A 12,596-nucleotide genomic window follows, 5' to 3' on the forward strand; every position below is an offset into this window, starting at 1 on the left:
AAAAGCGCTCCGCACCGCTGTCGCGATGGAGTTTTCTCTGCCATTTTGGCCGCTGCCGGCGGCTGTCGAGGGGATCCCTGGCCCCCCCGTTGCTGGGGGAAAACCGCAGCCTCAGTGGTGATGGTTGCGCACCCGCGCTGCTTCCTCAGGGCTAATGCCGAGGCGAGTGAGGTTGATACGGCCTTTGTGATCGATGCTGCGCACCTTGACCACCACCTCATCTTCCACAGCCACCTCGTCTTCCACCCTGCCGACGCGGTACTCCGCCAGTTGCGAAATGTGGATCATGCCCTCTTTGCCGGGCAAAAACTCCACAAAAGCGCCGATGGGGATGATGCGGGTCACCTTGCCCAAATACACCTGCCCCTCTTCCACCCGCCGCACCAGATTTTCGATCATCGCCCGCGCCGCCTCCGCCTGGCCGCCCACCGAGGAAGACACGGTGATTGTGCCGTCGTCGCTGATGTCCACCTTGGCCCCTGTCGCTTCGGTGATGCCGCGCACGGTCTTGCCACCGGGGCCGATGATCTTGCCGATGTCCTCCGGATCCACCTTGAACGTGAGCAGACGGGGAGCCGTTTTGGCCAACTGGGGTCGAGGCGCGGCAATGGTCTCCAGCATCTTGTCGAGGATGAACTCGCGTCCGGCCTTGGCTTGCCGGATGGCCTGTTCCACCACGTCAACGGTGATGCCGGTGATTTTCATGTCCATTTGCAGAGCGGTGATCCCCGCCCGCGTACCGGCCACCTTGAAGTCCATGTCGCCCAGAAAGTCCTCGATCCCCTGGATGTCGGTGAGGATGCGCACCTCATCCCCCTCCTTAATAAGGCCCATGGCCACCCCGCTGACCGGCGCTTTGATCGGCACCCCAGCATCCATTAGGGAAAGAGTGGAGCCACAGACGGATCCCATCGAGGTGGAGCCGTTGGAGGAGAGCACTTCCGACACCACCCTCACCACGTAGGGAAACTCCTCTTCCTTGGGCAGCACCGGCACCAAGGCCCGCTCCGCCAGCGCCCCATGACCGATCTCCCGCCGCCCCGGGGAGCGTGAAGGCCGCGTTTCTCCCACTGAAAAGCCCGGAAAATTGTAGTGGTGCATGTAGCGCTTCTCATCCACCGGGTGCAAGTCGTCCAGCTCCTGGGCATCGCCGGGGGTGCCGAGGGTAGTGATGGAAAGGACTTGGGTGAGGCCGCGATTGAACAAGGCACTGCCGTGAACCCTTGGGATCAAACCCACCCGGCAAGAGACCGGTCGCACCTCGTCCAGCTTGCGCCCATCCACCCGCACCCCCTCTTGCAGGATTTGCTGGCGCATCAGCTTCTTGAGCAGAGCCTTGAACTGGTTGTCCAACTCTTTGGGGTTTTCCAGAAGATAGAGCCGCAAGGGATCCCCCTCTGGCCGTTCCTGGATTTGGGCCTCCAGCTTGGCCTTGAGCTCCTCCAGTTGCTGTTCCCGGCTGGTCTTGTCCAAAAACTGCCTGAGAATGGAGCGAATGCCCTCCTGAGCCTGCTCTTCTACAAAGGCAATCAGCTCCTCGTTTTTGGGGGGAGGGGGCAGCTCTACCGGGGTGATGTTGAGATCCGCCAGGACTTGCTGTTGAGCTTTGAGCAGCTCCTGGATGGCCTCGAAACCAAACTCGATGGCCTCCACCACATCCTTTTCCGGCAGTTGGTTGGCCCCGGCTTCCACCATGATCACGCCATCGGCACAGCCGGCCACCACCAGATCCAGATCGCCCGCCTCAATTTCGGCATAGGTGGGGTTGAGGATAAATTCATCCTTGACCAAGCCCACCCGCACCGCCGCCACGGGGCCATTGAAGGGGATGCGAGCGCCGTGAATGGCTAACGAGGCTCCCAAAATACACAACACATCGGGCGGCACCGTATCGTCCACCGAGAGGGTGGTGGCCACCACCTGCACATCATCCCGCAGCCATTCCGGGAACAACGGACGAATGGGTCGGTCTATTAAGCGAGAGATCAAAGTGGCCCGTTCCGGTGGCCGGCCTTCTCGCCGCAGATATCCCCCTGGGATCCGCCCCGCTGCGTAGAGGCGCTCTTCGTAATCGACCAACAAGGGCATAAAATCAACGCCAGGCCGGCCTGGCTGCCGTGTGGCGGTAACCAAAATCGAGGTTTCGCCCGAAGTCAGCCAAACCCCACACCCTGCCTGGGGGGCCATCAGCCCAATATTGATGTCAATTTCCCGCCCATAAAAGGAAATTGACCGAGTGTATTCTGCCATGTAACGCTTCGCCTTCTTTTTTTCTTGCCGCTATCGTAGCATTCTCCTTCTGTGCCTTTTCAGCCCCCGCTGACCGGAGGGATCAGAACGACTTCGTCTCCCGCCGATAGGGGAGTGTCGGCAGCTACAAAATTGAGGTTGAGACCGAAGCGCGTTTGGGAGCGCCAAGGAGCCAAGCTGGGGTAGCGCTGGATCAGTTGATCGCACAGTTGCCCGACGGTGGTACCAGGGCTCACCTGCAGGCGCATCTCGGTTTGTCCGATTACTTCTTGATAGACGGCAAAGAGCTTCAGCGTGATGGGAAAAAGCTCATCGGAGGGCAAATTTTGGGCAGCAGCCATCGGTAGCGCTCCCACCTGCTTTGGACGGTCTTGTGGACAATATTGGGCAATCTTTGGCCGGTTTGTCCACCAGAATCCTCTGCCCATATCCTGGCCATCAGGGATCCCTACAGCCACAGAAAAATCGGCTCCGGGGAAAAGATGCCGTCTTTCAGATTCCAGTGAACTGTTCTTCTGGCTCTGGCCGGGGATTCGTGGCAAGGCTAGGGTAGGTCAAAAGCTTGCTTTGCAGTTTGCAGCCAACCGGCTTCTGTGCTGATGCTAGAGCCACTGACCCCCTCCCAAATCAGGGCCTACTTGGATCGGATTGGCTACGTTGGCCCCACCCAGCCCACCCTGCAAACCCTCCGCCAGATCCACCTAGCCCACCTGCTGCGGGTGCCGTTTGAAAATCTGGACATTCATCGGGGTCGTGCCATTCGCCTGGAGCGGGATCCCCTGTTTCACAAGATTGTCCGGGAGCGGCGGGGTGGGTTTTGCTTCGAGCTGAACAGCCTGCTGGCCGCTGCCCTGCAGGGGATGGGGTTTTCGGTACACCTACTCTCAGGACAGGTGAGCCGGTCGGAGTTCGATGTCCGCTTTGGGCCTGAGTGCGACCACTTGGCTGTGCAGGTGAACATTGGCGATACAGCCTGGCTGGCAGATGTGGGGTATGGGGATGCCTTTCGCGAACCGCTGCGGCTGGGGGATCCCGGGATTCAAGCCCAGGCTGAAGGACGCTACCGCCTCACCCCTTGGCCAGGGGATCCCACTGCTTGCCGTTATTGGCTCATTCAGCAGGAACAGCCGGATCGCACCTGGAAAACTCTATTTCTTCTGGATCGGATCCCACGCTCCCTGCAGGAGTTCGAGCCCATGTGCCACTTTCACCAAACTTCGCCAGAATCGATGTTTACCCGGCTGCGCCTTTGCACCCTGGCCACTCCGACCGGACGGGTCACCCTCACCGCCCGCGCCAATGGCTCTTTTAAGTGGATCGAGACCACCCCAGAAGGCCGCTGGGAACGCCCTCTCAGGGATGAGAAAGAGTATGAACAACTGCTCGCCTGCGCCTTCGGGATCCACCTTTCTCCATCTCCTTCTGCCGCCGAGGAACGCAGGGAAAACAAGCCAAATGGCAATTTAACAGAGCCCACCCCAATCTCCCCCGAGCCAGGTTAGAACCCCTGCCAGTTAATGTCAAAATAGTAAGGCAATGTTTCGTTATCCCAGTAACCGTTATGGATGCTGCCGCGGTCGCTGCGTTTGATGGCCAAGCTTTGGATCACGTACTCATTTTCGACACCACCCTGCGAGACGGGGAGCAGTGCCCCGGCGCCACCCTCAACACCGAAGAAAAGCTGGCCATTGCCCGGCAGTTGGCCCGGCTGGGCGTCGATATCATCGAAGCGGGATTTGCCTATGCCAGCCCCGGTGACTTTGAGGCCGTGCAGAAGGTGGCCGAGCAGGTGGGAACCCCCGATGGCCCTGTGATTTGCAGCCTGGCCCGTGCCCTAAAGCCGGACATTGAGGCCGCCGCCGCCGCCCTGAAGCCTGCTGCCAAGCCCCGCATCCACACCTTCATCTCCACCTCCGACATTCACCTGAAGTATCAGTTGCGCAAAACCCGCGCCGAAGTGCTGCAAATTGCCGAGGAGATGGTGGCCTACGCCAAGTCCTTCGTGGACGATGTGGAGTTCTCCATGATGGACGCCACCCGCTCCGATCCCGAGTTCCTATACCAGGTGATTGAGGCGGCCATTCGGGCGGGGGCCAAAACCATCAACATCCCCGATACCGTCGGCTACGTCATGCCGGAGGAGTTCGGCCAACTGATCAAGGGCATCCGCGAGAACGTGCCCAACATCAAGCAAGCGATCCTTTCTGTGCACGGCCACGACGATCTGGGCGTCTCGGTGGCCAACTTCTTGGAAGCGATCAAGCAGGGCGCACGTCAGGTGGAAGTGACGGTCAACGGCATTGGTGAGCGGGCCGGCAACACAGCCCTGGAAGAGTTGGTGATGGCCCTGCACGTGCGGCGCAGCTACTTCAACCCCTACTTCGGCCTGCCGGTGGACTCCGAGAAGCCCCTCACCCACATCAAAACTCAGGAGATCTATCGCACCTCGCGCCTCGTCTCCAACCTCACTGGCATGTTGGTGCAGCCCAACAAGGCTATCGTCGGCTCCAACGCCTTTGCCCACGAATCTGGCATCCACCAGGACGGCATGTTGAAGAACCGCCAGACCTATGAGATCATGGATGCCCAGACCATCGGCCTGCAATCGAGCACCTTGGTGTTGGGCAAGCACTCGGGCCGCAACGCCTTTCGCACCCGCCTCAAAGAACTGGGGTTCGAGCTGTCGGAGCAGGATCTGAACAAGGCCTTCTTGCGCTTCAAAGAGCTGGCTGACAAGAAAAAAGAAATCTCCGACCTGGATCTGGAAGCGATTGTTAACGACGAAACTCGCCCGGTGCCGGAGCTCTATCGCCTGGAGCATGTGCAAGTGGTGTGTGGCAATCGGGAAGCTCCCACCGCCACGGTGCGGCTGGTAACCCCGGAAGGAGAAGAGCGGGTGGACGCTGCCGTGGGCACAGGCCCGGTGGATGCGGTGTACAAGGCCATCAACCGCATCGTCAATATCCCCAACAAGCTGATCGAGTTTTCCGTCCAATCGGTTACTGCCGGCATCGACGCCATTGGGGAAGTCACCATCCGCCTGCGCCACGAAGACCGCATCTTTTCCGGCCATGCCGCCAACACCGACATCATCGTCGCTTCGGCCCAAGCCTACATGAATGCCCTCAACAAGCTCTACTCTGCGCTGCACGCGGCACGCTCGACGGCTGACCAGCGCGAGGCTGCTGCCCAGAAGATCTGAGGGAAGGGTTAGGGAATCCCAGTCGTTTCCAACAAAGCTGGGATCCTTCGCTGCTGACCCTCACCCCCAGCCCCTCTCCTCTTGGGGAAGAAGGGAGCCCACGCTCAACCTAACCCTGTTGCAAATGACCCTATGGGCTGGCCGAAGGGATCCCATCCGCAAACACCCGCCCGATCACTTCCTCGATGGGCGGGTCGGTTACCGTTAGATCCAGCACATCCAGCTCTGCCAAGAGCTTGGCCACCGTTTGGGTGAGCTGCTCCCGCTGCACCCACAGCCGCGCCTCACAGCTGCCCGGATCCCCGTCCGTGCGCACCTCTCCATAGAGCTGCAGTTGGGCAACAGGGCAAGGGCGAGCCAATTTCAACCTCACCTCTCGGTAGGGGGCAAAGCGCTCCAGCAATGCCTCGAGGTCGCCATCGTACATGAGCTGCCCCGCGTTGATGACCAGCACCCGTTGGCACAGCGCAGTAATATCGGCCATGTAATGGCTGGTCAACAGCACCGTTGCTCCATAGCGGCGGTTGTAATCCCGCAGAAATTGCCGCACGCCGGCCTGGGCGTTGACATCCAACCCCAAGGTGGGCTCGTCCAAAAACAAGATCTGCGGGCGGTGCAACAGAGCCGCCAACAGCTCCGCCTTCATCCGCTCCCCCAAGGAAAGCTTGCGCACTGGTTGCTTCAGCTTGCTTTCTAGGTCGAGCAGCTCCGCCAGCTCCCTCACCCGCTCCCGAAACTCCTTCTCAGGGATCTCGTAAACGGCAGCGTTGATGCGCAAAGAGTCCATTGCCGGCAGATCCCAGATGAGCTGCTGCTTCTGCCCCATCACCAGGGTGATCTGCCGCAAAAACGCCGGCTCCCGGCGGTAAGGCACATGACCCACCACTTGCACCGTGCCGCCGGACGGATAGATCAAACCAGTCAACATCTTGAGGGTAGTGGTCTTGCCCGCCCCGTTGGGCCCCAAAAATCCCACCATCTCCCCCGGCTGAACTTGAAAGCTCACGGACTGCACTGCCGGGATGTGGCGATAGGTGCGGCGAAAAAAGTGGCGCAGGGTGCCAACCACTCCGGGATCCTTGACGGCCACCGGGTAAACCTTGCTCAGGTTGTGGGCAGCGATGATTGGCTCCAACCGGGTCGGCACATCAGGCAACATCTACCCCCACCCCTACAAAACGGCCAGATCCGCTACCCCAACCCCAAGAACAGAGCTTCCAGAGCTGGGCATACCGGATCTGCAGAGGGCTATTTCTCAGTATCCGAGGGAAAGCAACGAACGAATAGGGGAACTACAGCAGTCCTACGTCCATCCCAGGCTTACCCGTGGCCAGCTCCACCTTCAGGATGCGGCCACCCGATTTCTGGATGCGCTGCTGTTCCCGAAACCAGTTCTCATAGGGCACCAGCTTGGTGAAGTAGGTATTTTGCAGCTCCCGCTGGGTGCGAATTCGGGTTTGGCTGGGCACACAGGCCGTGATCTTGAACATGCGCATGATATGGGATCCCCGCTCAACAACAAAATGGGCTATCTTGACCAGCAAAACAGGCGACTCACCCCAGAAAGCTCGCGTACTTCAGCTAGCACACCAGATCCCTGTGGCAAATCGCCCGCCGTGCTCGTTGAAGAATGCACCTCCCCTGAGGCAATGACGCCGGGAGTTAGCTCAGGCCAGAGCAGATGTAATCGAAGTACACCCCCATTTCCTTGCCGGCCTCAGCACCCACCAGAGCGGCAGTTACCTCTTTCATGGCTTGGATGGCCTGGATGGTTGCCCCAATGGGTACTCCCAGGGAATTGTAGGTCTCCTTGAGCCCGTTCAGCACCCGCTCGTCCAGAATGGAGGGATCCCCGGCCAGCATGGCGTAGGTGGCGTAGCGCAGGTAGTAGTCCATGTCGCGGATGCAGGCAGCATAGCGACGGGTGGTGTACATGTTGCCGCCAGGACGGGTGAGATCAGAGTACAGCAACGCCTTGGCAGCAGCATCCTTGACGATGGTGGAGGCATTGGCCGCGATGGTGGCAGCCGCCCGCACCCGCAGCTCGCCTGTGGCGAAGAAGGCTTTCAACTTCTCCATGGCCGAGCTGTCCAGATACTTGCCTTGAACATCGTAGCTGTTGATTACAGCAGTAATTGCGTCTTGCATGATGAGCTTCCTAAATCCAAATCGACGAACAGCAAAGGGTTGTGCGGCAAAAACAATGAGGGATTAGCTCATTGCCCCCACCACAAAGTCGAAGTAGTAGCCGGCTTCAGCCGCATCGTCAGGAGAGAGCAGACCCATGGCCACCTGCTTCATTTGACGAATGCTCTCGGCCACCGCCGGAATGGGTGTGCCCAAAGAGTTGTACATCTCGCGGACACCCACCAGGCCGATCTCTTCAATCGGGGTGACATCGCCGGCAATGATGCCGTAAGTGATCAGGCGCAGGTAGTAGTCCATATCCCGCAGGCAAGTCGCCGTCATCTCTTCCCCGTAGGCATTGCCCCCCGGAGAGACAATGTCAGGGCGCTTCTGGAAGAGCTGGTCGGCAGCTTGTTTGACGATGCGCTCACGAGACTCGGTTAAGACTTGAGCAATGCGCAACCGCTTCTCGCCCGAGGTGACAAAGGACTTGATCCGATCCAGTTCCCCCGGGCTGAGGTAGCGGGCCTCCGCGTCCGCGTTCACAATCGATTTCGTAACAACACTCATGGATATCCATCCTCAAGTCGATTTTTTAAAGAGTATGACGAGCATACCCGCAAGTTATTTTCCGATATGCTTGCCGTCTGCCATCTCAGATCTTCACACTTCTTAAAATCTCTCCCAGAAAAGGGACAGTCCCATTCCCGCCCCGACAGGCCCGACAGGGCAGTTCCCTCCCCAAAGTCCGGCAAGAGAGGGGCTACAATCTCACTTAGACTCACTTAGAATGAAGGCTGAGTCGCCAGGGGATCCCTGCAGGCTTGGTTTAAGACATGCGTTGAGGTTGCGATGACGGATGCCTCTGGGTCAGAACGATTGAAGCGAGCGAAAGGTATTTCTGAGGGTACGCCCTCATCTCTGCCGGATCACCTCATCCGGGCCACGGCGGCAGAAGGCAAAATCCGAGTGGTGGGCTTGGTGGCCACCCAGGCGGTACAAGAGGCAAGGGAGCGGCACAAGCTCTCCTATGTGGCGACAGTGGCCTTGGGGCGGGCCATGAGCGCAGCCCTGTTGCTGGCGGCCAACTTGAAGCGACGCCAGGCGCGGATTAACCTGCAACTGAAAGGGAATGGCCCCTTGGGCAACATCTGGGTGGATGCCGGCTTGGATGGCACGGTACGCGGGTATGTGAGCAACCCCGCCATTGAGCTTCCTCTCACTGCCGAGAGCAAGTTGGATGTGGGCCAAGCCGTTGGGCGCTATGGCTACCTCCATGTGCTGCGGGATCTGGGGTATGGCCAGCCTTACACCAGCGCGGTGGAGCTGGTTTCGGGAGAGGTGGGAGACGACATCACCTACTACCTCTCCTCCTCAGAGCAGATTCCCTCGGCAGTCCTTCTGGGAGTAAATCTCGACTCACAGCGGGTACGCGCCGCCGGCGGAGTGTTGTTGCAGCTGATGCCAGGGGCGCCGGCCAGTTTGATCCCAGAGATGGAAGCCCGTTTGGCCAAAGTGGAAGAATTTAGCCCGATGTTGGCTGGTGGCGGCGGCTTGCGGGAGCTGTTGCAAATCTGCCTGGGCGACTTGGATCTGAAAATTGCGCCGGAAATGCGCACCATCCGCTTCTACTGCAAGTGCAATTCCGACCGGGTGAAGGGGGCTCTGCGCATGCTGGGGCGGGACGAGTTGCTCGATATGATCCACACCGACAAGGGGGCAGAAGCGGTTTGCCAATTCTGCAACGAGGTCTACCGCATCTCGGAAGACGAGCTGCGCTCGATTGTGGCGGAGATGTCGGCCACCCCCTGATGGCACAATGATGGCCAACTACGGGATCCCGATTCTGACACCTCTCGATGTTGTCTGAGCCCCCGGTTGAGTTGGTTGAATTATCGGTTGTTGTCCCCTGCAAAAATGAGGCGGACAACCTGGAACACCTGTTCGAACGCCTGCAACTTACCTTGGAGCCGCTGGGGATCCCCTACGAGATTATCTGCGTCAACGATGGCAGCCAAGACAACACGCTGGAAAAGCTCATTGCCTTCCATCGTCGGGATCCCCGTATCAAAGTGGTGAACCTTTCCCGTTGCTATGGCAAGGAGATCGCCCTTACTGCCGGCCTCGATCACGCCTCTGGTCGAGCTGTTGTTCCCATCGATGCCGACTTGCAAGATCCGCCGGAGCTGATCCCGGAGATGCTGCAGCAGTGGCGGCAGGGCTATCAGGTGGTTTATGCGGTGCGCCGCAGCCGCCGCGGGGAGAGCTGGCTAAAACGCTTTACAGCCAACGGCTTCTATTGGTTGATTGATCAACTCAGCCAGGTGCGGATCCCGCGCAATACGGGGGATTTTCGACTGCTGGATCGGCAGGTGGTGGAGGCAGTTAAACAGCTGCGAGAGCGCACCCGCTTTATGAAAGGGATCTTTGCCTGGGTGGGCTACCGGCAAACGGCCATTTTTTACGATCGCGCCCCCCGCTTTCGCGGCAAAACCCAGTGGAACTACTGGCGGCTGTGGAACCTAGCCATAGAAGGCATCACCTCTTTTAGCTCTTGGCCGTTGCGGGTGTGGAGCTACATAGGGTTGGCGATCTCGGTTCCAGCCTTTTTGTATGGCCTTTTTCTCATCATCCGCACCTTGCTCTTTGGCTCCGATGTACCTGGCTATGCCTCTTTAGCGGTGATGATCTTGTTTTTGGGCGGGATCCAGCTGATCAGCTTGGGCGTGATTGGCGAGTATTTAGGCCGCGTTTTTGAAGAAGTGAAAGGCCGCCCCCTCTACCTGGTCGATGGCACCTTTGGGTTTGAGACCCCACGACCTTCCCCTGCCCTAGATTCAGTACCTACGCAAAAGCTAGGATGAAAAGTCATCTTTCAGAGTTTTGGATCCCGAGGCAACATAACTTTGGTACTCGCGTATAAAGATATCTTTCATCTCTTCTGGAGATAGCTGGATCCCTTGGATTTTGGCGCGGGCGATGGCCTTCATCAGCTCGATATAGGCCAGGCCCAGAGAGAGAGTGAGGGTGGCTGCCGTAGTGGATTGGATAGCGCTGCCTACAATCCCCGGGCCGGGAATCATCTTCAGCAAGTTGGACACAATCGTTCGCCCGATTGCTGTTGTAATTGTAGTGCCTGCCAAAGCGGCTATCAAAGAGTAGTAAAAAGAAGGGGAAGCCTCGAAGCCAAAAATAAAGCTGATATTGGCAATCATGCCTGCTTGGGCTGTAACCAACAGAGGGGCATCTGCAAAGGGAAGGGGCACTGCCCCGATAAACGCTGCACTGGCCACATAGCCTGATACGTACTTAAAGGCAGCCTCGGCTTTGAGATCCACCCGCAGCAATTGCTGGCGGATAAAGGCAAGGCGAGCCACTTCCGGCAAAAGCTCTAGCGTGCAGCCAATTAGGTGCTCCAGCCCGTGGGCAGGAATGGTAATTTGCCGGTTAATTGCCTTGTTGCGGGCCAAAACGGGAACAATGTAGCGGACAGGCAAATTTTGATGCTGCAAATACCGGAAAAACTCGCTCTCTTCAGGATTGGGATATTCCAAGCATTGGGTTAAGACCAAGATGACGGGAACGTCTTTGAGTTCCAACTCCTTTAGCCATTTGCGTTCAACTTCCTCCAACCGCTTCAGTTCGTGGTGGAGGCAGTACCAAACAAGATGGATGTGATGTTCAGGATCCTTAAAGCGCAGCTCCTCGATAAGCTGGGAAACCTCCAGGCGAACTTGCTGATTCTGTTCACCGTCTAGTTCCATGCCAGGTGTATCGTAGATGGTGATTGGGCAACCTGGCTTGGAATACTGACGAATGTGGCGGGTGACGGGGCTGCCAACACCGGTACGGGCCAGCTCATCTCTAAACACTGCATTGACCAAGGTGCTCTTGCCCACCCCGCTTTTGCCAATGACCAGGATGTTGCAGTGGCCCAACTCTGTCTGCGCCTCTAGGAGGTCCTTCTGTAGTATCTGAGACACCGAATTCCAGAAAGACTTAAAGGCTTCTGGCTTCTCGAGAGATTCAGAAGCTTCTGGGATGCCTCGGGCACGGTCAACAATTTGGCGGGTTAGGTCAGTCAGTTTCTCTAAGAAGGATGGGCTTTTCTGAGACATGCTTCTTGCTTCTTCCCCTAAGGCCGATAGCCCCACAAAGGTAGTTCAGGGCGGATCCTACTGCCAAGTTTCTTCCGATACCGGAGACTGACCTAGCCAAGAGCCAATCTGTCTGCGCCCTGATCCCACTCCAAAGGGATCTGCAACAACGGGCTTATTGAGAGTTATTCACAAGAGCCATTTTCTGCACTATGCTAGATTTGGAGATAAACACCCAAGGATCCCAGGCCCGCTATGGCGGGCAGTTTAGGATTCGCAGCTCCTCTTAACTTGTGCTGGAGAATTTTATGTCCGAAACTTCAACCCTGCGCCAGTCTTTCAACAGCGTGCGCGACAATCCTGTCTTGCTTGGCACCGAGGTAACCCAGCCGGTTTGCGAGGGGATGAACGCCCTGCTGGCCAGCTTCCAGGGGCTGTATTTGCAGTACCAAAAGCATCACTTCGTGGTGGAGGGCACCGAGTTTTATCCGCTGCACCAGCTTTTCAAAGATCATTACGAGCAGGTGAGGGAGCATGTCCACGACTTGGGAGAGCGCCTGGAAGGTCTGGGAGGTGTGCCGGTAGCCAGCTTTGCCACCTTGGCCCAGCTTTGCTGCTTTACCCCTGAGCCGGATGGAGCTTTTGAGGCGCGGCAAATGTTGATGAACGACCTGGCGGCAGAGCAGGCCATCATCGATCTGCTGCGGCGACAGGCAGCCCAGGCGGAGAGCCTTGGGGATCGGGCCACCCGCTACCTCTACGAGCAAATCCTGTTGAAAACAGAGGATCGCGCCTTCCATCTCCATCACTTCCTGGCCAACGACAGCCTGGTGTTCGGCTTGATGAACGGCAGAGTCTAGCCAGAGGGTCTACAGGTGGGCTTGAGCCTGCCTAGCTTCCGGCCTCTGGCTTTTTTTTGA

12 protein-coding genes are annotated in these 12,596 nt (G+C 58.1%); 5 read left to right on the forward strand and 7 right to left on the reverse strand.

The window, feature by feature from the left end; translation table 11 throughout:
• Positions 1 to 111 precede the first annotated feature (111 nt).
• Positions 112 to 2,250: a polyribonucleotide nucleotidyltransferase gene (locus ACVWZG_RS07280; protein WP_011433060.1), complete on the reverse strand. Its 2,139-nt coding sequence runs from the start codon at positions 2,248 to 2,250 to the stop codon at positions 112 to 114.
• A gap of 59 nt (positions 2,251 to 2,309) precedes the next feature.
• On the reverse strand, positions 2,310 to 2,591 hold the full coding sequence (locus tag ACVWZG_RS07285; protein ID WP_414357275.1) for a MoaD/ThiS family protein: 282 nt from the start codon (positions 2,589 to 2,591) through the stop codon (positions 2,310 to 2,312).
• 258 nt (positions 2,592 to 2,849) lie between these two features.
• Between ACVWZG_RS07285 and ACVWZG_RS07290 the strand changes: the two genes are divergently transcribed.
• Both ACVWZG_RS07290 and ACVWZG_RS07295 read left to right on the forward strand, forming a co-directional pair.
• Positions 2,850 to 3,752 carry an arylamine N-acetyltransferase family protein gene (locus ACVWZG_RS07290; protein WP_457406104.1) on the forward strand — a complete coding sequence of 301 codons (903 nt, stop codon included), beginning with the start codon at positions 2,850 to 2,852 and terminating at the stop codon, positions 3,750 to 3,752.
• 59 nt (positions 3,753 to 3,811) lie between these two features.
• Complete coding sequence (locus tag ACVWZG_RS07295) at positions 3,812 to 5,452, forward strand: 2-isopropylmalate synthase (protein WP_414416403.1); 1,641 nt, start codon at positions 3,812 to 3,814, stop codon at positions 5,450 to 5,452.
• Between the two features lie 130 nt (positions 5,453 to 5,582).
• Here the strand turns inward: ACVWZG_RS07295 and ACVWZG_RS07300 are convergent, their stop codons facing one another.
• The 4 genes from ACVWZG_RS07300 to ACVWZG_RS07315 all read right to left on the reverse strand — a co-directional run bounded on the left by ACVWZG_RS07300 (position 5,583) and on the right by ACVWZG_RS07315 (position 8,149).
• Entirely contained in the window at positions 5,583 to 6,611 is a 1,029-nt protein-coding gene (locus ACVWZG_RS07300) for an ABC transporter ATP-binding protein (protein WP_457406102.1), read from the reverse strand.
• A gap of 133 nt (positions 6,612 to 6,744) precedes the next feature.
• Positions 6,745 to 6,948 carry a phycobilisome linker polypeptide gene (locus tag ACVWZG_RS07305; protein ID WP_011433055.1) on the reverse strand — a complete coding sequence of 68 codons (204 nt, stop codon included), beginning with the start codon at positions 6,946 to 6,948 and terminating at the stop codon, positions 6,745 to 6,747.
• Positions 6,949 to 7,114: 166 nt separating this feature from the next.
• Positions 7,115 to 7,600 (reverse strand): allophycocyanin subunit beta, encoded by a 486-nt coding sequence (apcB, locus tag ACVWZG_RS07310; RefSeq protein WP_011433054.1) that lies wholly within the window; start codon positions 7,598 to 7,600, stop codon positions 7,115 to 7,117.
• Positions 7,601 to 7,663: 63 nt separating this feature from the next.
• Entirely contained in the window at positions 7,664 to 8,149 is a 486-nt protein-coding gene (locus ACVWZG_RS07315; protein WP_011433053.1) for a globin family protein, read from the reverse strand.
• Between the two features lie 351 nt (positions 8,150 to 8,500).
• On the opposite strand from ACVWZG_RS07315, the gene hslO reads away from it, so the two are divergent.
• Both hslO and ACVWZG_RS07325 read left to right on the forward strand, forming a co-directional pair.
• Complete coding sequence (gene hslO, locus ACVWZG_RS07320) at positions 8,501 to 9,391, forward strand: Hsp33 family molecular chaperone HslO (RefSeq protein WP_414328989.1); 891 nt, start codon at positions 8,501 to 8,503, stop codon at positions 9,389 to 9,391.
• 47 nt (positions 9,392 to 9,438) lie between these two features.
• Entirely contained in the window at positions 9,439 to 10,443 is a 1,005-nt protein-coding gene (locus ACVWZG_RS07325) for a glycosyltransferase family 2 protein (protein WP_414349686.1), read from the forward strand.
• Here the strand turns inward: ACVWZG_RS07325 and ACVWZG_RS07330 are convergent.
• On the reverse strand, positions 10,435 to 11,697 hold the full coding sequence (locus ACVWZG_RS07330) for a YcjF family protein (RefSeq protein ID WP_457396359.1): 1,263 nt from the start codon (positions 11,695 to 11,697) through the stop codon (positions 10,435 to 10,437). The genes ACVWZG_RS07325 and ACVWZG_RS07330 overlap by 9 nt on opposite strands.
• Positions 11,698 to 11,984: 287 nt before the next feature.
• On the opposite strand from ACVWZG_RS07330, the gene dpsA reads away from it, so the two are divergent.
• Positions 11,985 to 12,536, forward strand: a complete 552-nt coding sequence (dpsA, locus tag ACVWZG_RS07335) for a DNA starvation/stress protection protein DpsA (protein ID WP_457406101.1) — start codon at positions 11,985 to 11,987, stop codon at positions 12,534 to 12,536.
• Positions 12,537 to 12,596 lie beyond the last annotated feature (60 nt).

Source organism: Thermostichus sp. OS-CIW-33 (genome assembly GCF_054059615.1).